Annotated in this window: 21 protein-coding genes; 11 read left to right on the top strand and 10 right to left on the bottom strand. The window is 33.7% G+C overall.

The window, feature by feature from the left end; all coding sequences use genetic code 11:
* Position 1: 1 nt before the first annotated feature.
* Positions 2–1,897 carry a monovalent cation:proton antiporter-2 (CPA2) family protein gene (locus ACNQGB_RS03845; protein ID WP_417944379.1) on the top strand — a complete coding sequence of 632 codons (1,896 nt, stop codon included), beginning with the start codon at positions 2–4 and terminating at the stop codon, positions 1,895–1,897.
* An 88-nt stretch (positions 1,898–1,985) separates the two neighbouring features.
* On the opposite strand, the gene guaB is transcribed toward ACNQGB_RS03845, so the two are convergent.
* From guaB to ACNQGB_RS03825, 4 genes are all read right to left on the bottom strand, one after another.
* On the bottom strand, positions 1,986–3,458 hold the full coding sequence (gene guaB, locus ACNQGB_RS03840) for an IMP dehydrogenase (protein ID WP_417944378.1): 1,473 nt from the start codon (positions 3,456–3,458) through the stop codon (positions 1,986–1,988).
* A gap of 280 nt (positions 3,459–3,738) precedes the next feature.
* Entirely contained in the window at positions 3,739–5,133 is a 1,395-nt protein-coding gene (locus ACNQGB_RS03835) for a DUF5723 family protein (protein WP_417944377.1), read from the bottom strand.
* Positions 5,130–5,684 (bottom strand): hypothetical protein, encoded by a 555-nt coding sequence (locus tag ACNQGB_RS03830; protein ID WP_417944376.1) that lies wholly within the window; start codon positions 5,682–5,684, stop codon positions 5,130–5,132. Before ACNQGB_RS03830 ends, ACNQGB_RS03835 begins: the two co-directional genes overlap by 4 nt.
* 104 nt (positions 5,685–5,788) lie before the next feature.
* On the bottom strand, positions 5,789–6,652 hold the full coding sequence (locus ACNQGB_RS03825) for a hydroxymethylglutaryl-CoA lyase (RefSeq protein WP_417944399.1): 864 nt from the start codon (positions 6,650–6,652) through the stop codon (positions 5,789–5,791).
* Positions 6,653–6,845: 193 nt separating this feature from the next.
* On the opposite strand from ACNQGB_RS03825, the gene ACNQGB_RS03820 reads away from it, so the two are divergent.
* Positions 6,846–7,457 carry a SatD family protein gene (locus ACNQGB_RS03820; RefSeq protein ID WP_417944375.1) on the top strand — a complete coding sequence of 204 codons (612 nt, stop codon included), beginning with the start codon at positions 6,846–6,848 and terminating at the stop codon, positions 7,455–7,457.
* Positions 7,454–8,167 (top strand): DUF3307 domain-containing protein, encoded by a 714-nt coding sequence (locus tag ACNQGB_RS03815; RefSeq protein WP_417944374.1) that lies wholly within the window; start codon positions 7,454–7,456, stop codon positions 8,165–8,167. Before ACNQGB_RS03820 ends, ACNQGB_RS03815 begins: the two co-directional genes overlap by 4 nt.
* Here ACNQGB_RS03815 and ACNQGB_RS03810 read toward each other — a convergent pair.
* A complete protein-coding gene (locus tag ACNQGB_RS03810; RefSeq protein WP_417944373.1) occupies positions 8,150–9,172 on the bottom strand; it encodes a quinone-dependent dihydroorotate dehydrogenase in 1,023 nt (340 codons plus the stop codon). The two genes, ACNQGB_RS03815 and ACNQGB_RS03810, sit on opposite strands and share 18 nt — an antisense overlap.
* Before the next feature lie 304 nt (positions 9,173–9,476).
* On the opposite strand from ACNQGB_RS03810, the gene ACNQGB_RS03805 reads away from it, so the two are divergent.
* The 4 genes from ACNQGB_RS03805 to ACNQGB_RS03790 all read left to right on the top strand — a co-directional run bounded on the left by ACNQGB_RS03805 (position 9,477) and on the right by ACNQGB_RS03790 (position 12,558).
* Positions 9,477–10,034, top strand: a complete 558-nt coding sequence (locus ACNQGB_RS03805) for a hypothetical protein (RefSeq protein WP_417944372.1) — start codon at positions 9,477–9,479, stop codon at positions 10,032–10,034.
* Between the two features lie 175 nt (positions 10,035–10,209).
* On the top strand, positions 10,210–11,463 hold the full coding sequence (gene pepT, locus ACNQGB_RS03800) for a peptidase T (RefSeq protein WP_417944371.1): 1,254 nt from the start codon (positions 10,210–10,212) through the stop codon (positions 11,461–11,463).
* 153 nt (positions 11,464–11,616) lie between these two features.
* The gene (locus ACNQGB_RS03795; protein WP_417944398.1) at positions 11,617–11,811 is read left to right on the top strand and encodes a YdeI/OmpD-associated family protein; all 195 of its coding nucleotides are present in this window, start codon (positions 11,617–11,619) and stop codon (positions 11,809–11,811) included.
* Positions 11,812–12,102: 291 nt separating this feature from the next.
* Positions 12,103–12,558: a hypothetical protein gene (locus ACNQGB_RS03790; protein WP_417944370.1), complete on the top strand. Its 456-nt coding sequence runs from the start codon at positions 12,103–12,105 to the stop codon at positions 12,556–12,558.
* 74 nt (positions 12,559–12,632) lie between these two features.
* Here ACNQGB_RS03790 and yajC read toward each other — a convergent pair whose 3' ends face one another.
* The 3 genes from yajC to ACNQGB_RS03775 all read right to left on the bottom strand — a co-directional run bounded on the left by yajC (position 12,633) and on the right by ACNQGB_RS03775 (position 15,132).
* Positions 12,633–12,905, bottom strand: a complete 273-nt coding sequence (yajC, locus tag ACNQGB_RS03785; RefSeq protein WP_417944369.1) for a preprotein translocase subunit YajC — start codon at positions 12,903–12,905, stop codon at positions 12,633–12,635.
* Between the two features lie 27 nt (positions 12,906–12,932).
* Positions 12,933–13,844, bottom strand: a complete 912-nt coding sequence (gene nusB / locus ACNQGB_RS03780; protein WP_417944397.1) for a transcription antitermination factor NusB — start codon at positions 13,842–13,844, stop codon at positions 12,933–12,935.
* Between the two features lie 187 nt (positions 13,845–14,031).
* Positions 14,032–15,132 (bottom strand): Glu/Leu/Phe/Val family dehydrogenase, encoded by a 1,101-nt coding sequence (locus tag ACNQGB_RS03775; protein ID WP_417944368.1) that lies wholly within the window; start codon positions 15,130–15,132, stop codon positions 14,032–14,034.
* A 201-nt stretch (positions 15,133–15,333) separates the two neighbouring features.
* On the opposite strand from ACNQGB_RS03775, the gene ACNQGB_RS03770 reads away from it, so the two are divergent.
* The 3 genes from ACNQGB_RS03770 to ACNQGB_RS03760 all read left to right on the top strand — a co-directional run bounded on the left by ACNQGB_RS03770 (position 15,334) and on the right by ACNQGB_RS03760 (position 18,562).
* On the top strand, positions 15,334–17,094 hold the full coding sequence (locus ACNQGB_RS03770) for an ABC transporter ATP-binding protein (protein WP_417944367.1): 1,761 nt from the start codon (positions 15,334–15,336) through the stop codon (positions 17,092–17,094).
* Positions 17,095–17,165: 71 nt separating this feature from the next.
* Positions 17,166–17,546, top strand: coding sequence for a PUR family DNA/RNA-binding protein (locus ACNQGB_RS03765; protein WP_417944366.1), 381 nt, complete (start codon positions 17,166–17,168; stop codon positions 17,544–17,546).
* A gap of 95 nt (positions 17,547–17,641) precedes the next feature.
* Entirely contained in the window at positions 17,642–18,562 is a 921-nt protein-coding gene (locus ACNQGB_RS03760; protein ID WP_417944365.1) for a hypothetical protein, read from the top strand.
* A gap of 1 nt (position 18,563) precedes the next feature.
* On the opposite strand, the gene ACNQGB_RS03755 is transcribed toward ACNQGB_RS03760, so the two are convergent.
* Positions 18,564–18,902: a tRNA-binding protein gene (locus ACNQGB_RS03755; protein ID WP_417944363.1), complete on the bottom strand. Its 339-nt coding sequence runs from the start codon at positions 18,900–18,902 to the stop codon at positions 18,564–18,566.
* A 143-nt stretch (positions 18,903–19,045) separates the two neighbouring features.
* Between ACNQGB_RS03755 and ACNQGB_RS03750 the strand changes: the two genes are divergently transcribed.
* Entirely contained in the window at positions 19,046–19,924 is an 879-nt protein-coding gene (locus ACNQGB_RS03750; protein ID WP_417944362.1) for an alpha/beta fold hydrolase, read from the top strand.
* A 106-nt stretch (positions 19,925–20,030) separates the two neighbouring features.
* Here ACNQGB_RS03750 and ACNQGB_RS03745 read toward each other — a convergent pair whose 3' ends face one another.
* Positions 20,031–20,963 (bottom strand): peptidylprolyl isomerase, encoded by a 933-nt coding sequence (locus tag ACNQGB_RS03745; protein WP_417944361.1) that lies wholly within the window; start codon positions 20,961–20,963, stop codon positions 20,031–20,033.

Here is a 20,963-nt window from a genome sequence, read left to right as displayed (position 1 = left end):
TATGGATACTAATTTTTTACTTCAGGCTATTATCTACCTAACAGCATCTGTAATTTGTGTGCCAATTGCAAAAAAATTAGGCTTAAGTTCCATTCTAGGCTATTTGTTTGCTGGAATAATTATTGGCCCTTTTGTTCTTGGACTGATAGGTCAAGAAGGCCAGGATATAATGCATTTTGCAGAATTTGGTGTGGTCATGATGCTTTTTTTAATTGGTCTTGAACTAGAACCCAGTAAGTTTTGGAAAATGCGAAGATTCATTCTTGGTATGGGATCTATGCAACTGGTAGGCACAACAGTACTAATGTTTGTAGGATGCCTCATTTTTATGGACTGGAAGTGGGAAAGTGCCTTGGCAATTTCGCTTGCACTAGCACTATCGTCAACAGCAATTGTCTTACAAACATTGAAAGAAAAAGGCCTATCAAATACCTCCGTTGGGAGTTCTTCTTTTTCGGTTTTACTTTTCCAAGATATTGCTGTAATCCCAATATTAGCCTTTTTACCACTATTATCCTCGGTCAATCTTGAGCTTAGCAATGACGCGCCTCAATCATTAATCACGGGTTATCAAAGTTGGTTGCAAACGGTAATCGTTTTCGGAATTCTTGCGACAATCTATTTTGCAGGTCGCTTTTTGTTTGTTCCGTTGTTACAAATCATTGCAAAAACGAGGCTGCAAGAATTGTTTACCGCTTCGGCATTATTGCTCGTTGTAGGGGTTTCCTATATGATGCAATTAATTGGCTTAAGTCCTGCACTTGGCGCATTTATGGCAGGTGTCGTACTGGCAAATTCTGAATTTCGTCATGAATTAGAAGGCGATATTGCGCCTTTCAAAGGACTGCTTCTTGGTTTGTTCTTTTTGGGAGTTGGCGCCTCGATCAATTTCCAGTTAATAATTGACAATCCGTTATTTATTTTTGCTTTTGGAGCCATTCTAACCATAGTGAAATTTATAGTTTTGTTTTTTACCAGTCGATTTTATAAAAAAAAATTGGATCAAAATTTACTTTTCGCTTTTGGCTTAAGCCAAGCAGGTGAATTTGGTTTTGTGATTATGAGTTTTTGCATGCAATTGAATATCATACCTAATATTTTAGCCAACCAGATTATGGCTGTCATAGCGATGAGTATGGTTGCCACACCTTTTTTATTATTGATCAATGAGCGAATAATCTATCCCAACACCAGAACTAAAGAAAAGGAAACCAAAAAAGAGAATGATTACATCGATGAAGATAATCCAGTTATCATAGCAGGTTTTGGACATTTTGGAAGCACGGTTGGCCGACTGTTGAGAGCTAATAAAATAAAAACAACTATTTTAGATTATGATTCAGACCGTATCGATTTACTCCGAAAAATGGGTTTTAAAGTGTACTATGGAGATGCAACCCGATTGGAATTATTGAAAGCCGCAGGTTGCGAAAATGCGAAAGTTTTTATCGCTGCTATTGATAATCCTACTGTCAATCTCCAAGTAATTGAGGTATTAAAAAAACACTTCCCAAATTTAAAAGTATTAACTCGTGCTCGAAACAGAAATGATGCCTATGAACTCATCGATCATAAAGTCAAACATATTTATCGAGAAACCTTATACAGTGCTGTCAATATGGGTGTTGATGCGTTGGTAGAATTGGGACTTCGAAAATATACTGCAACTAGACAAGGGCAACAATTTATAAAATACGACGAAATTACGACTCGTAAACTAGCTGAAAAACGCCATGATAAAATGGCCTATATGATTACTGTTAAGGAAGAAATAGAGTTGCAAGAGCAACTACTTAAAGCCGACGTTTATTCTCAAGTGGCGGCAACAAACCACAGCTGGGATAGTCAGCATTTAAAAGACAACTTGGCAGATGTATCCGAATCAACTGAATCGTAGTACTACACTTTTCACCAACAAAAAAAGCATAATTACTATCCAAGAAAAGGAAGTAATTATGCTTTTTTTTTATGATTTTGAAACAGGGTTATCTCGAATAATTCGGTGCTTCTTTTGTAATAGTTACATTATGAGGATGACTTTCATTGATTCCACTGGCTGTTATGCGAACAAAACGACCGTTTTCCTGTAAAGTTGGAATATCTTTTGAACCACAATAGCCCATTCCTGCTCTTAGTCCTCCAATGAACTGTTGCATACTTTCGTTTAATTCACCTTTGTAAGGAACTCGACCCACAATACCTTCTGGAACAAGTTTTTTTACATCATCTTCAACATCTTGGAAATAACGGTCTTTTGATCCTTCTTGCATGGCTTCAACAGAACCCATTCCGCGGTAGGATTTGAATTTTCTTCCTTCAAAAATAATTGTCTCACCGGGAGATTCCATGGTTCCAGCTAGCAAAGAACCTAGCATCACACAATCAGCACCAGCAGCAATAGCTTTTGGGATATCACCAGTATACCGAATTCCTCCATCAGCGATAACTGGAACTCCACTTCCTTTGATAGCCGCAGCCACTTCAAGAACAGCAGAAAACTGAGGAAAACCTACACCCGCAACAATACGAGTAGTACAAATAGAACCTGGACCAATTCCTACCTTTACACCGTCTGCACCATTTTCAACTAAAAATTTAGCGGCCTCCGGAGTAGCGATATTACCGACGATAACATCTATTTGTGGAAATTTACTTTTAACCTCTTTTAATACATTGACAACACCTTGCGTATGCCCGTGAGCAGTATCGATAATAATAGCATCAACCCCAGCATTTACCAAGGCTTCCGCTCTCAGAACAGCATCACCTGTTACGCCAATAGCTGCAGCTACACGTAGACGACCAAAAACATCTTTATTAGCGATTGGTTTCTGGGTTAATTTAGTGATGTCTCTAAAAGTAATTAAACCCACTAATTTGTACGACGCGTTTACAACTGGTAATTTTTCAATTTTATGGCCTTGCAAAACTACTTCTGCTTGTTCTAATGAAGTGCCTTCGGCCACAGTCACTAAATTTTCACTGGTCATCACTTCTACTATAGGTCTGGTGTTATTTCTTTCGAAACGCAAATCCCTGTTGGTAACAATTCCTTTCAATATTTGGTTTTCATCTACGATTGGAATACCTCCAATGCCAAATTCTTTCATTGCATTTTTAGCATCTGCAACAGTCGAAGTCAATGGTAAAGTCACGGGATCAATGATCATTCCTGACTCTGCACGTTTTACTTTACGAACTTTAGCAGCTTGTTGTTCGATCGTCATGTTTTTATGCAAAACACCTATTCCGCCCTCTTGTGCCATAGCAATAGCCATTGCACTTTCTGTTACTGTATCCATAGCAGCAGATACGATAGGAACGTTTAACGTAATATTTCGAGAAAATTTAGATTTAATACTCACTTCGCGCGGAAGTACATTAGAGTAATTTGGGACTAATAGAACGTCATCGTAAGTTAATCCTTCGCCGATAATCTTGGTGTTGTGTGCGATCATTGCAATTGTAGTTGGAGTTTAATTGCGTGCAAATATAAACAATCTTAACCAAAAAAACGAGCATTAAATGCAATAAAGTATAAGTCACATCTGGAGCTATTCTTGCAAATCCTTAATTACTAAATTAATACTCAACTCATTGTGCTACGAACGTCGAAACATCGTATAACACTAGAAAACTATGTTTCAATTGTACTGAGTTAAGTACAAGTTTTCATCACGTTATTTGTGAAAAAATTATAAAATTTTAGAACGAAACAGAACCCATGAAAGCAAACCGCTATTTTTTCTTATCCTTAAAAACAACATTAAGCCCCAATTGAAAGGATGCACTATTGGCTTTTGTGACATCCTTATACTCCAAAAGATTGTCCGCAAGTACATAAAAATTAACAGGCCCAATCATACTCGAAATCCCCAAACCAATATTTTTATAAGAATAGGAGTCAATAGTATATGTAGCTTTAATATTCAAGCCATCAAAAATTCTTCTTCGGTAATAAGTGGTCAATGCTAGCAAAGGCGTTTTAGGCGTTGACATTAAAAATAATTGAGTACCGAGAGCGCTTTTATAAATGCTTTCGTTACTACTATTTGCGCAATTACAATCTTCAGCAACGTCTTCTTCAAATGAGTATTGGATCGAACTATTAAACTTGGCTGGGCGCCAAGTCGTGTATTTAGTGTATAAAGTATCTAAAGGAATCGCATCTTTGAATTCTTCAAAAACATTACCTAAAGAACCTCCAGAGCTAAAACTTGGCGTTACTCCTTCGTATTTATAGCTTCCTTTTAACGTCAGACTTTCTACTTCTTTACTATGTTTTATAAAACCAAAATCAATTATACTTGCTGTAATCTGTATGTTTTTTTTTGGGTAATACGTAAAACCTGCATCTAAACCCAAACCTAGATTACCACCTAACAACGCTCTTTTGGTAATGTCTTTGACCACATTAGGCTCATAATTTTCATCATTGTAATTTGAAAGTCCAGAAGTATTGAGTTCCAAGTTAGAAAAAATTTGCTGTTCATACACACCTTGAGTTGATGGAACGGTATAAATGTAGCCTGAATTATTAACAGAACTGACATTGTAAATACTGGAATAAATTTTTCCTCGCACACCCAAAATCAATTTATCACTCACATTTTTATGAAATCCCAAATGAAATACGGAGAGCATTTCTGCTTTAACATTAATATCTGCTAAACTAAAAACTTTACCCAAATAATCTCTATTGCCGTCAATAGCCAAAATTGCCATATCCTTAGGCATATAACTTAAAAAATCAAATTCTTGATACATACCAAACGACACATACGAATCACGTTCTTGTCCTCTTAACTTAAAGCCTCCGCTGAATAGTTCTACCTGTTCGTTGACCGCAATATTATCTTTATTAGTGGAAGAGAATATCACATTACGCAGTTTTACATTAAAATCTACACCATCATTTGCCAGTAAATCATAAGCCGAAAAACCGCTTGAACCTACATTTGCAGAAATACCAGACAATAAAGGAACCCCAAAATACCAATTGTACTTGACATCGGCACCTGAATTAGTCATTAACGTCTGCGGGATCGAAGTGAAATTATAAAGCAATTGTTTATTTTGTGAATAGCTGACAACCGTTAGCATTAGCACAAAAACTAAAATATTTTTTCTCATTCTACTACAAAATAAGCAGTTACACCTGAACGCAATTTCAAACTACCTGGACTATTTTCATTCAATTGTGGTCCGGACATCATTTGTAATATGAAAGCAATTTTTGTAGTTCTCTTTAATAAATCAAGTTGCGCATTTTCGAATATTTCAGTTTTAGTTACTTTGTTTTCTGAACCAGAATACGGTGGTATAGTAAAGTTTGAAGTATAAAGCTGTTGATTGTTGTTATCTAGAAAAACTAAATCAATGGTATATCCCCTATTGATCGTATTGCTCACTTCAAAAAAAAGATCAACTCTTCTTAATTTATCTGTGAAAAATTTTTCAGTAAATATGTTTGTAGTTGATACATCAAAAAAAACGGGCTCTTCTATTCCTCCAGTTACAAATTGATTGGCTGGGACATCAAAATACGCCAAATTCGATACTAATACAGGTTCTAATTTCACATTATTCACTTGATCATAATCCAAATCACTCGCACATGAAAACGAAATTAAGACCAGAAAAATTGAACCTAAAATGCTGTAAATAGGTTGTTTTTTATGCATAAAAAGTAGTTTATAGGAGAATTAGTGACAGTTTATAGTTAACGTTCTAATCATAAATTTATTATTTTCAAGTTGAATAGCGCATCAATTATTACGTATTAATTTTAATGAAATTCCCCAAATAATTTAGAAGCCTCATTATAAGCACTTTCAAAACTCATCGGACTCATATCTGTCTTTTCTTTTTGTGCAGTAAAATACGATAATAACTTCTCAGTGGGCATATTCCCTGTTAAATGATCTGTCGCCATTGGGCATCCGCCAAAACCTTGGACTGCACCATCAAATCGGCGACAACCGGCTTTATATGCTGCATCAATTTTTTCAAACCACTTATCAGGTGTGGTATGCAGGTGAGCGCCAAATTCAATTTCTGGGTACTTCGGAATCAAATTTGAAAACAAATAAGAGATTACCTCCGGTGCTGAAGTCCCTACAGTATCCGAAAGTGATAAAATTTTCACTCCCATAGAAGCTAATTTCTCTGTCCATTCTCCTACGATTTCTGTACTCCACAAATCGCCATAAGGATTGCCGAAACCCATTGAAAGATAGGCCACAACTTCTTTATTACTTGTATCAGCTATTTCTAAAATTTCTTGCAACGTTAGCAACGACTCTGCAATTGTTTTATGTGTATTCCGCATTTGAAAATTTTCAGAAATCGAAAATGGAAAACCTAAATATTGTATTTCAGCATGTTTTGAAGCCAAAGTAGCTCCTTGTGTATTTGCAATAACAGCTAACAATTTACTTGTTGTTTGTGATAAATCAAGTTGTGCTAAAACTTCCGCGGTATCCTGCATCTGCGGAATTGCTTTGGGAGAAACGAAACTTCCAAAATCGATAGAATCAAAGCCTACACGCAATAAAGATTGGATATATGCTACTTTTCTTGCTGTAGGAATAAAAGGTTTTATGCCTTGCATGGCATCTCGTGGGCATTCGATAATTTTTATTGCTTCCATAGAAGTCCAAAGATAGGTAAAATCAGATTTCACGAAATCGTTTTTTAATAATTTTTCATACCCAAAAAACATTCCACTTTTTAGGAATAAATAAAATTATTCCATATTTATGGAATAAATTAAAATATTCCACTTTTATGGAATATTTAAGTGAAAATTATTTTCTGATTCATTTTTTAATTATATTTGGGATATGATAGGCATACTTACAGGAGATATCGTCAATTCTAGGAAACTGTCATCCGAAATATGGATGGATGGTTTGAAGGAATTATTGAATGTTTTTGGAGAAAACCCAACCGAATGGGAGATTTACAGAGGAGATGAATTTCAATTAGAAATTAAAAATCCAGAAGACGCGCTGCGAATTGCTTTGCGAATAAAAGCCTATTTTAAAACTTTGAAACTCGATGCTCGAATGAGTATTGGTTTTGGAGACAAAACATATGCAGCAAATAAAATTTCTGAAAGTAACGGAACTGCTTTTTTGCGCTCGGGCGAAGTTTTTGAAACTTTAAAGAAACAAAAAATCAATTTAGCCATAAATTCTAGTGATGAAGCGTTTAATGCCGAAATCAATATGATGTTGCGATTGAGTCTAAGTTTTATGGACAATTGGTTAGTGCAACAAGCAGAATTAGTATTAATATCTATAGAAAACCCATCACTTTCACAAGAGGAAATTGGCATAAAATTAGGGATTAATCAAGCAGCCGTTAGTAAAAGACAAAAACGTGCTCAATTTCATTTGGTGATGGAAATGGAACGTTATTTCAGAAATAAAATCAAAACCATCAACACATGATTATTTTTGTAAAATTGCTTTTGGCGCATTTGTTAGGTGATTTTTTATTGCAACCTACTTTATGGGTTTTAGATAAAGAAAGTAAAAAACACAAGAGCAAATACCTATACATCCATACTTTTTTACACGGAATATTAGCTTGGATTTTCGTTGGCGAAATGGCATTTGGATGGTTTGCATTGGCATTAGCCTTAACACACGGAGGCATCGATTTGATGAAATTGCAATTCCAAAACAACAAAACAAAACGCGCGTGGTTTGTGCTCGATCAAATTTTGCATTTAATATCCATTGCCATAATTGTTGGACTTTATAAAAACTTGTCTGTTGACTTTACCGCTTTCAACAATCAATTTTGGGTACTGGTGACCGGAATTTTATTGCTAACAAAACCAACTTCCATAGTAATCAAAAATGTCATTTCGATTTGGACACCAGAGAGCAAAAACAACAACGACGATTCGCTTGAAAATGCTGGAAATTATATTGGTATTCTGGAACGCCTATTTGTTTTTTGCTTCATACTTACAGCACATTTCGAAGCCATTGGCTTTTTATTGGCCGCCAAATCCATCTTCCGTTTTGGAGATTTGAAAGAAGCGAAAGACAGAAAACTAACTGAATACGTACTTATCGGTACACTGTTGAGTTTTGGAATCGCACTTTTGACTGGCTTTTTAGTGCAATATGGATTACTGCATTTTAGCTAAAATCTTTTTATTTATGGCTTTCACCAAAGCGGGACCTTCATAAATAAACCCTGTGTAAAGCTGCACTAAACAAGCGCCTGCCTCTAACTTTTCAATCGCATCATCAGCAGAATGAATACCACCCACTCCAATTATAGGAAAGGCTTTATTACTCTTTTCAGACAGGAACCGAATAACCTCAGTAGCTCGTTTTGCTAATGGTTTCCCGGATAATCCACCCATTTCTGTCTTGTTTTCAGACTGCAAGCCTTCACGAGAAATAGTCGTATTTGTAGCAATAATGCCCGCGATTTTAGTTTCCTTAATAATATCAATAATGTCTAACAGTTGCTCATTAGTCAAATCTGGAGCAATTTTTAACAAAATTGGCTTTTGCTTTGACTTGGCTAAATTTTTATTCTGCAACGTTTGAAGCAATTGTGTTAGCGGTTCTTTATCCTGTAAGGCGCGCAGATTTGGTGTGTTTGGAGAGCTGACATTTACCACAAAATAATCAACATAATCATACAAGGCATCAAAACATATTTCATAATCTGAAGTGGCCTCTTCGTTTGGTGTCAACTTATTTTTTCCAATGTTGCCACCTATCAATACGCCATTGTTTTTTTTCAAACGCTCAACAGCTGCTGTAACTCCGCCGTTATTGAATCCCATTCGGTTAATGATAGCGCTATCTGATTTTAAGCGAAACAATCGCTTTTTCGGATTCCCGTCTTGACTTTTTGGTGTTAATGTTCCTATTTCGATAAAACCAAAACCAAAATTGGACAGTTCTTTATACAACTTAGCATCCTTATCAAACCCAGCAGCTAGACCTACCGGATTTTTAAATTTTAATCCGAAGATTTCAGTCTCTAAACGGGGATCATTGCATTCATATAAAAATTTGAAAAGGAATGTAAATCCTGGGATTTTTGAAAAAAAGCGAATTAAAGAAAAAGTAAAATAATGAACTTTCTCTGGATCAAACAAAAAAAGGAAAGGACGAATAAGTGATTTGTACATAGTTGTTGTGTTGTTGTTGCAAAAATAGAACTATCTCAACAATAATTAAATACTTATAAAAAAAATACACAATATTTTTAACTGGGTAACCACTAAAAAGGTAGATAAACAGTTGCTAAATAAAACTTTAAAAAAACAAAAAAATAAAATACATTACACTGTTTTATAGGTTTTTATGATTTTCAAATCCTACTTTAAAACTTCATCTACAATAATAGAAGATGCTTTTCTCAATCATTTTTAGTACCTTGTACAAAATGATTAAGTGTAAAAAGCACTACATACAAATCTTAAATCTATGATCATGAAGAATAAATTAATTTTTACCGCAGTATTACTTTGCAATTTTCAACTTTTCTATGCACAAGAAACTAAATCAGACTCTACAAAAGTTGCCACGAAAACAACAATTACTACAGTTACAATAATTAAAGACACTGTTCAAGTTGCCGCTAAAGTCACTCCTAAAATAGCCACAGCTGCAGAAAAAGATGCACTGGCAAATGAGTCTAAGGCACTACGGGATAAAATGAGGCAAGAGAAAAAAGCATTGAAAGAAGCTAAAGAAACCGAAAAAGAAAAAAAGGATTTTGAAAAAAAACAAAAAGCGTTCAACAAGCGCCAAGATAAAATCCTTTCTGGTGAAAAATCAGTAAGCAAGATCAAAACAAAAATATCCAACGAGGAAAAAAGTTTAATAAAACTTAAAGAACGATTTGAAGGAAAAAAAGCAAAAGGAAAAATAAGTCCGATACAGATTGAAAAAGAAAATATCAAAATCAGCAAAAGTCAAATAAAATTAAATAGACTAGAAGAAGATCTAAATAAAGCCGAAGCAAAGCTAGCAAAAGCAAGAGATTAATGCAAACCACCTTCGGGTGGTTTTTTTATTTAAAAGAGACGATATCAAAGTATTCAAATAAAAGTCAAGCCAATTAAACCCCATATAAAAAAACAAATTGACGGTCATTTAGTTGCTGCTCTATTTCATAAAACCTCCTAAAAAAAAGTTTATATTTGCATCAAAACAAATCAAAATGCAACATATAATAGACCGTTTCATAAGTTACGTAACAATTGATACAGAATCTGATGCTAGTTCAGAAACTACACCTAGCACAAAAAAACAATGGGATTTAGCCAATAAATTAGTTGAAGAACTTAAAACAATAGGATTACAAGACGTTACTATAGATGACAAAGCCTATATCATGGCAACTTTACCCAGTAATGTCAGTCATGAAGTTCCAGTAATTGGGTTTATTTCGCATTTTGATACCACTCCAGATTTTACCGGAGCCAATGTAAAACCTCAAATCGTCTCCAACTATGACGGGAATGATATTGTATTAAATGCCGAGAAAAATATTATTCTATCTCCAAGTTATTTCAAAGATTTATTACAGTACAAAGGGCAAACCTTAATTACAACTGACGGAACTACACTCCTAGGTGCCGATGATAAAGCAGGCATTACCGAGATTGTTACTGCAATGGAATTTCTTGTAAACAATCCCGATATCAAGCACGGGAAAATCAGAATTGGCTTTACACCCGATGAAGAAATTGGACGTGGTGCGCATCATTTTGATGTGGCTAAATTTGGAACAGACTGGGCGTACACTATGGATGGCAGCCAGATCGGCGAATTAGAATATGAAAATTTTAATGCGGCTGGAGCCAAAATTACTTTCAAAGGAAAAAGCGTACATCCTGGCTATGCCAAAGGAAAAATGATCAATTCTATGTTAATTGCTAATGACTTTATAAATGAATTACCGGCTGGCGAAACTCCAGAAGAAACCAAAGGATATGAAGGTTTCTTTCATGTACACCACCTAACTGGAAGTATAGAAGAAACTATTTTGGAATTAATCATTCGTGATCATAACAAGAAAAAATTTGAGAAACGCAAAGAACTAATCGAAAAAATTACTCGTAAAATCAATAAGAAGTTTGCGAAACAATTTGGTGAAGATATTGTTATTACGGAAATTAAAGATCAGTATTACAATATGAAAGAAAAGGTACTTCCTGTAAAACATATTGTTGATATTGCCGAAAACGCAATGAAAGAACTCGGAATTAAACCGCTAATAAAACCTATTCGTGGCGGCACAGACGGTTCTCAATTATCCTACAAAGGATTGCCATGCCCAAATATTTTTGCTGGTGGACATAATTTTCATGGCAAATATGAATACGTTCCCGTAGAAAGCATGCAAAAAGCAATTGAAGTAATTGTGAAAATTGCCGAATTAACTGCGATAGAAGATACATTAATAAAATAGTACATTGGAATCCATCAAACCAAGCCATTCTTGGGAGATAAACAACAATTGATTGGAAGAAATAGGGTTTCTAAAATTATATTTTAGCAGCGATTGCCAATGAAAAGGCTTGAAAGAAGACTAAGCCTCAGAAAATGAGGCTTAGTTAATCAACTGCTTCAAGAAGAATTCAATACAGATCCTAATTTAGCACAAGCATTTGAAAAATTCTCTCCTTATAAACAATATGAATTCTTAGAATATATTGAAACTGCTAAACTGAAAGAAACCAAACTCTCTCAGATTGAGAAAATTAAACCAATGATTAAAGAAAGCATTGGTTTAAATGATAAATACCGATATAATTAAGTCCCAACTCTAACACCCAGATTTGGGACTTTTTTTATGTAAAAAATCTTGGCAAAATGCTTCTTACTTCAATCAAATTTAACTTCGTTTTATCTAGAAGTATTTAATAATTTATTTAAAGTGTTATCAAAATTACATCCGTTTTAACAAATAATTATTTAATACATTAAAAAACTTAACATTGGCCGATTGATAAAATCACTACATTTACTTACAATGAAATAACAATTTCATAACATTAAAAAAAATACAAATTAAATATCTATAAAAACTACACTAAAAATACATCTTATGGCACTAAATGAAGAACAAGACACAACACCATCGGCTCCGCTACAACCTGAGATCAAGAAGCCCACACGAGCTAAAAGAACAGTAGTGGCAAAACCAACGGTTTCGGAACCAGTGGAAATAACACCACCCGTAATGGAAGAAGTACTACTCGAAACTATAGAAATAGCGACTTTTACGTTAGATAACAACAGTGATGACAATGCCGACTTAATACAGAAAAAAAGTAAAAAGGAAACTAAAAACAAAGTAAAAATGAAAGACAAAGACAAGAAAAAGGCTAAAAAAGCCGATGCAAAAGAAAAAGCGAAACAAAAAGCAAAAGCAAAAGCCAAAAAGGCTAAAAAAGCCAAAAAAGATAAAGCGAAGAAAGAAAAATTAAAAACAAAGATAAAAGCAAAAAAAGCCAAAGCGAAATCAAAAAAAGCAAAGAAGAATAAAAAAAATAAAAAATAGAAATCCTATTTTTATGAAAAAGTCCCAACTTGAAAATTACAAGTTGGGACTTTTTTTATACTGAAAAAATTAAATTATTTTTTATTCAAGGCTGCACTCATTTCCATTGAAATAGCAGAACGCTCCATTTTTAATTTACCTGACATGGTTTCTACCACCACAGTAGTCTCTGCTAGTTCAGAAACTTTTCCGTGAAGACCACTTTTTGTGATGATTTTATCACCTACTTTCAAAGCGCTTTCAAATTCTTTTTCATTTTTAGCTTTTTTCTGTTGTGGTCTAATCATAAAAAAATAGATGACTACAAACATTAATAAAAACGGTGCAAATTGAGTTAATTGTTCCATGATTTAATTTATTTTTTTAATTGGTTATTACATTAAACCACGACCGGCTTTAATGATTCTTTTGTTGGCCTCTAATTCTTTTACTAAATTATCTAAAATTCCGTTGATAAAAATACTGCTTTTAGGCGTAGAATATTCTTTGGCAACTTCTAAATACTCGTTAAGCGTTACTTTTACGGGAATGGATGGGAATTTTAAAAATTCACAGATTGCCATTTTTAGGATTATAGTATCAATCTCAGCAATACGTTCTGTATCCCAATTGGGTGTTTTATCCAAATATTCCTTGGCCAAATCTGCTTCGTTTAAAACCGTTTTTCGGAACAAATCCTTAACAAAATCCTTGTCCTCATTGTCTTTGTACAACTTTGGTACTCTAAAATTATCATTCTCTCCAGATTTAATGGCTTTCAATTGCTTGATGATGTGCGTATTCACAACTGGAATATCATCTACCCAAGTCAATTTATCGTCCTCTAAATATTCGTATAATTTTTCATTAGGAACAATTACTTCCATGAATAAATCAACGATGAATTGTCTGTCTTCTTCAAATGTATTTACTGAATTGCTAATGTAATTTGCATACAAATCACTCGCTTTCACATCATTCAAAAGCAATAAAATATAATCATCGTTTAAGGACCAATTATTGATTTTACGATTTTCAAGCGCAATACTTAATGAATTGTTTTCGGAAAGAATTTGAAAAATTTGATTTTTGATAAACTTTTCGTTGGGTTTACGTTCCTCAGGAGTTGCAAGATGCTTTAAACTTGATTTGTGCAAAAAGATAGTCTCTGTTTTACATATTTCAATCAAAGACGAGAGCATAATAAGGTATAAATCTTGAATGTTATCGATGCTGTAAAAAAGGAATTTTTCTTCTTTTTCCAGATTATCTGAACCACTTTGATGCATTGCATAAATGGACTGCATAACTTTAACGCGAATGTGTCTTCTATTTACCACCTTGTAAGAACTTTTTTAATTAGGGCGCAAAAATAAGAATTTCATTTTTTAAAATAAAATATATAAATGCTTATTTTAAAAAGTTATCAGTATTCAGCCTGAGTTTTCAGCACTAGCTGAGCCCTTCGACTGAATACTGAATACCAACTATTTTTTATTTATTCTCTAATTTTCTTTGATCAATTCTGTTTTGAGCTATCGTCAAAGCTGCCTGATGTGTTGTTATTTTATTGGCAAGTGCAAAATCAAAAATTTCTAAAGTTGTATTGTAAATATTTTCTGTTTTACGCATGATTTCTGCTCTGTCATAATGCGCTAATTCAGCATAAACATTTATAATCCCTCCCGCATTAATCAAGAAATCAGGTGCATAAAGTATGCCTCTTTCTTGTAGAATGGCACCGTGAACATTTTCATCTGCCAATTGATTATTAGCAGCACCAGCTATTACCTTTGCTTTTAATTTGTAAACAGTATCATTATTGATGGTAGCCCCCATAGCGCAAGGCGCATAAATATCAACATCAGCACTGTACAAATCGTCCCCTCTAAAAATTTGGGCATTGTATTTAGTACCTACTTCATTCAATTTCTCCTCATTGATATCAGCGATAGTGACTAGCGCACCTTCTTTAGTCAAATAATCGACTAACGTTTCGCCCACGTGACCTATTCCTTGTACCAATACTTTTTTTCCACTTAAAACATCCGAACCAAATTGTTGTTTTGCAGCAGCTTTCATGCCTACGTACACACCATACGCTGTTACAGGTGATGGGTTTCCAGCTCCACCTCTTTCCTCTGAAATTCCAGTAACATAAGGGGTAACATCTCTTACAATGTCCATGTCTGCGGTTTCCATTCCCACATCTTCAGCGGTAATATATCTTCCACTTAACGAATGTACAAATTCACCAAACTTGCGCATCAACTCTGGTGTTTTTTGTGTTTTAGCATCACCAATGATTACCGCTTTACCTCCACCAATGTTTAATCCAGTAATTGCCGCCTTATAAGTCATACCCCTAGAAAGACGCAAAACATCATTTAATGCTTCCCATTCATTGGCATAATTAAACATTCGTGTACCACCTAAAGCTGGCCCCATTACCGAATTATGAATACCAATAATTGCTTTTAAACCTGTATCTTTGTCGTTGCAAAATACAATTTGTTCGTGATCATCAAATGATAATTGACCAAAAACGGGATCCATTTTTTGAAGTTCCTTTCCAGTTGTGAAAGCTGCATTCATAGTGTAAGTTTTTATAGTGTTTAATTATGAATTTGTCAAAAAGACAATTCAAATTTACATAAAATATAAATATGTACTAATGATTTGTATAAAATTCATTAAATCAATAAAATACGTACTCACAGATTTAGTATTCAAATTATCAAAATTAAAGTTTTATCTTAAAATAAAAATAGTTCAACACAGCATATCTCTAACAAAATGAAAGAATTACGTTATTTAAATAAATATTTCGTCAAATATAAATACAGTTTTCTATTAGGAATTATTTTTACAATTATCGCTCAAATATTTATGCTTTTCACGCCAAAATTGATCAGCAAATCGTTCAAAGTTATTGAGGCTTTCGCCATAGACAAAACAGTATCCAAAGCTGTTATTCACGAAGAATTACTATCAAATATCTTGTTGGTTATTGCCACCACTATAATTGCAGGGTTTCTAACTTTTTTGATGCGACAAACTTTAATCGTAATGTCACGCCACATTGAATTTGATTTGAAAAACGAAGTATTTCGTCAATATGAAAATTTATCTCAAAATTTCTACAAACAAAATCGCACCGGTGATTTGATGAACCGTATTAGTGAAGACGTTTCAAAAGTAAGAATGTATGTAGGTCCTGCGGTGATGTATACCATAAATACTGTCATTCGATTTGCAATCGTAATCGTATACATGTATAATGTCTCGCCAATATTGACTTTGTATACGCTGCTACCGCTTCCTATTTTATCTTATGCCATTTTTAAATTAAGCACAGAAATCAATGTAAGGAGTACTATTTTTCAGCAATATTTATCTAAAGTATCTAGTTTTTCACAAGAGATATTTTCTGGAATTCGAGTAATAAAAGCCTATTCACTAGAAAATCAACATCAAAACAACATGGTTACTTTGGCCAATGAAAGCAAAAGTAAAAGCTTAAATTTAGCTAAAATACAATCTTTATTTGGACCTTTAATGCTTGCCTTGATAGGGATTAGCAACTTAGTGGTAATTTATTTTGGTGGTATAATGTACATTAACGGCTCTATAAAAAGCATTGGAACAATTGCTGAATTTATTTTGTACGTTAATATGCTCACGTGGCCTGTTGCCTCTTTAGGTTGGGTTTCGTCTATGGTTCAGGAGGCCGAAGCTTCTCAAAAAAGACTAAATGAATTCCTTAAAATTGAACCGGAGATAAAAAATCAAAACCAAAACAAATCAGTCATTGAAGGCTCTATTTCTTTCGAAAATGTTAGGTATACCTATGAAGACACGAATATTACCGCCTTACAAAACATTTCTTTTACCGTAAAAAAAGGAGAGACTCTAGCCATTTTAGGAAAAACAGGTTCCGGAAAATCAACGATTTTATCTTTGATATCGAGAATGTATGATGTAACCGAAGGAAAAATCACCATTGATGGGAACGAAATAAGCTCGGTCAATCTTTTTGATTTACGAAATAGCATTGGAATAGTGCCACAAGATGCCTTCTTGTTTTCGGATAGTATAAAAAACAATATCATGTTTGGTAAAGAAAATGCAACCACTCAAGAAGTGGAAGCAGCCGCGAAAAGTGCCGTTGTTCATGATAATATTATGGGCTTCAACAAACAGTATGAAACGATTTTAGGAGAAAGAGGAATCACACTTTCTGGAGGTCAAAAACAACGCGTTTCTATTGCAAGAGCCATCATCAAAAACCCTCCTATTTTACTTTTTGACGATTGTTTATCAGCAGTAGATACTGAAACCGAAGAAACTATATTGAATAACTTATTTGAAATTTGTAAAGATAAAACCACTATAATTGTAAGTCATCGTGTCTCGTCTGCTAAAAATGCTGATCGAATTATTATCATAGAAAATGGTCAAATTATACAACAAGGTTCTCATAATCAATTGATAAATGAAAAGGGCTACTATGCTGCTTTATACTTAAAACAACTTTCAGAAAAAGAAATGCTTTAAATGTTGGAAAATAGATATTTTTTATAGATTTTTGAGTACTAGTTAACAACCATAAATTGAATGAAAGGATTATGAGAGAACATGACATGTTAGAAAAAGAAGAGATTTTTTCGAAAGTTTTAAGAGCTGGAAGAAGAACCTATTTCTTTGATGTAAGAGCAACCAAGGCAGATGATTACTATATTACCATTACTGAAAGTAAAAAATTCACAGAAGAAGATGGCTCTTTTCATTTTAAAAAGCATAAAATTTATTTATACAAAGAGGATTTTGTAGCTTTTGCAGAGATTTTAGGGGAAATGACCTCTTATGTATTGAATCACAAAGGTGAAGAAGTAATTTCGGAACGTCACCAAAAAGACTTCAAAAAAGAATATGCAACTGAAAAATTTGAAGATGATGAGATCCCACAAACCTCAACATTTACAGATATAGAGTTTGACGATATTTAAAGTCGTACAACAATCGACTTAAACGAAAGTTAAAAGCCTAAAATTCAAATGACTTTTAGGCTTTTTTCATTATTTTTAGATTCAATATCAAAAATATGACAGAAACTAAATCATTAACAGACACTGTTTACGACAAACTTTTATCTGAAAAAACAAAAAAGAAAACTGAAATATTTTTTATATCGTTAGCTATAATAAGTTTCGTATTGCATTTACTGATCATTACATTAGTTGACCTCAAAATAATTCTAATCAATGATTACTCTAAATTATTGAACGACCCAATATCTGCCATTTACACTCCTTTTTCCTTCATTTTGATTTATGAAGTGTATCTTCTAGTGTACTATTTACCAAAATCAACCACCATATACATTGGAAAACAATATGAAATCATCACGCTGATAATTATTAGGAGAATTTTCAAAGACCTAACAAAATTAGAAATTAATTCCAATTGGTTTGATATTAAGACCAATGTAAATTTCACACTTGACATTTTGGCTACGGTCATTTTATTTTTCCTGATTTTTTTATTTTATAAGCTCAACAGACAAAATGAAATCAATCAAGCTAAAACTCAAAAACACATCGAAGTTACTAAATTCATAAATCTTAAAAATATTTTTGCAATTGTACTCATCCCAATATTTCTGGTATTATCGATATACAGTTTGGGTCACTGGATTTACGAAAGTTTCTTTTCATTGAAAGAAATAGTTGATAATATTAAGGATATAAACAAGATTTTTTTCGAACAGTTTTTTACGATTTTAATATTGATAGAAGTACTTTTGCTTTTATTTTCCTTCTTTCTATCGGATAAATTCAACAGAGTAATTCGTAACTCCGGATTTATAATTTCTACAATATTGATTAAACTTTCTTTTGGAACCGAAGGATTAATGAATACAATCCTTATTGTAACTGCTGTTTTATTTGGCGTTATCATTTTAGCAATTCACAATAAATATGAAACTTTAGAAGTAAAAAAAGAAAGTTCTTTAGTGCCCTAATTTATCCAATTCGCAATCCGTTTTCGATTTTAAAATCCGGCGCCAATAAAATGACATCCCCTTCAGCTCCTACTGCGCCAAGGACTAGGCATTCGCTCATAAATTTACCGATTTGTTTTTTTGGAAAATTTACAACAGCAACAATTTGCCTATAGCGTAAATCTTCTTTTTGATACCGTTTTGTTATTTGCGCAGATGTTTTTAGAATTCCAATTGCAACGCCAAAATCGATTGTCAATTGATAGGCGGGTTTTCTAGCTTCCGGGAAATCATTAACTTCAAGTATCGTTCCTACTCGCATTTCTACTTTTTCAAATTCAGTCCAGGTAAGGTTTTCCATAATTAGTTTTGTTAAATAAAGTATTGAATAACAGACCTCTAAATTATACAAATATTTAAACTAATTCTATAATACTATTTTTAGTTTATGCAGCTAATTTTACAAAAGAGGAATATTAAATTCATCTTTAAAATAGTACTATTATGGAAATGAATCAGAAAAACAGCAACGAATCGAGAAAGGAAAACAACGCAGGATTGGACCTGTACATTGAAACAGCACCAAATGTCAAATTATATGTTAAAGATTATGGCGAAGGAAAACCTGTAATTCTAATTCATGGATGGCCACTATCTAATGAAATGTGGGAGTACCAAATTGATACTTTAGTACAAAATAATTTTAGAGTCATTGCGTATGATCGTCGTGGTTTTGGTAAATCTTCACAACCTTGGGATGGCTATGATTATGACACTTTAACAGACGACTTGAAGGCTATTATTGACCAATTGGATTTAAAGGAAGCTACACTTGTTGGATTTTCAATGGGTGGCGGGGAAGTGGTTCGCTATTTCAGTCGTCATGGCGGAAAAGGAGTTTCTAAAGCGATTCTTATTGCTTCAGTTACGCCATTTCAATTGCAAACAGACTCCAATCCTCAAGGCGTCCCGCAAGAAAAGTATGATGGTATGGCAAAGCTAATTAAAGAAGACCGTATCAGTTTTTTGGATAATTTTGGAAAAACGTTTTTCGGCGTGAGCTTTATCAGCAAACCTATAAGTACTCCTTTATTAGACTATTACAGAATGCTGTGCTCTTTTGCATCACCACGTGCCACATTAGAATGTGCCACATCATTTTCGTCAACCGATTTTCGAAGTGAAATGGCTTCAGTAAATGTTCCTACATTAATTATTCATGGAGACGAAGATAAAACGGTTCCTATTGGAATCGCTTCTGAGATATCAGCTAAATTAATTCCGGATAATAAATTTATTGTTTATGAAGGAGCTCCTCACGGTTTATTTTACATTGAAAAAGATAAATTAAACAAGGATTTGCTTGAATTCTTACATTCATAAATTCGAAATTAACACCTTTATAAGTCACAATTTATTCTATACAAAAAATCCCAAAACTTTCGTTTTGGGATTTTTAAATTTTATTGGTTCTACAACTAGTTCTAGACTATTTAACCTCCATCAATTCTACGTCAAAAATCAAAGTGGCATTTGGTGGAATTGCTCCTCCTGCACCACGAGATCCATATCCTAAGTGAGAGGGAATCACAAAACGTGCTTTATCACCAACTTGTAGCAATGCAATTCCTTCATCCCAACCTTCAATAACTTGACCTTGACCTAATCTAAATTCGATAGGTTTTTTTCTTGGGTAAGAGGAATCAAAAACTTTACCGTTTTCTAATGAACCTTCATAGTGAACAGCCACTGTTTTTCCGCTTTCTGCCTTTTTACCTTCACCTCTTTGAATGAATTGGTAACGCAAACCACTTTCTGTTTTTTCAAATCCAGCAGCTAACTTTTCCATTGCTGCTTCGGCGTCGGCTTTTAGTGCAATATCACGTTTGTTTCGCGCTCCTTTGAAAGTGATAAAAGCTTCAATTGCATTCCAATTTGCAGCTTCTTCTCCTTCTCTAATAATTTCAATAGATTCTAAAATATCTCCTTGCTCTACTGAATCAACAATATCTTGTCCTTCTACTACGTGACCAAAAACAGTATGCTTATTATCCAACCAATCCGTAGGAATATGTGTGATGTAGAATTGTGAGCCATTTGTTCCAGGCCCTGAATTAGCCATTGCTAAAACTCCCGGACGATTGTGTTTTAAACTTGGATGAAATTCATCATCAAATTTATATCCAGGATCACCAGTTCCTGTTCCTTGTGGACAACCACCTTGAATCATAAAATCAGGAATTACTCTGTGAAATTTTAGACCGTTATAAAATTTTGTTCCTTGAGGTTTTACTTTATTCTCTATATTCCCTTCTGCTAATCCTACAAAATTCCCAACCGTTCCCGGCGTCAAATCGTGTGTAAGTTTTACTAAAATAGCACCTTTTGCAGTATTGAATTTAGCATATATTCCGTTTTCCAT

This window comes from Flavobacterium frigidum (assembly GCF_048286795.2).
Note: the sequence above shows the minus strand (reverse complement) of the source record. Positions and strands in the feature narration are given on the sequence as shown.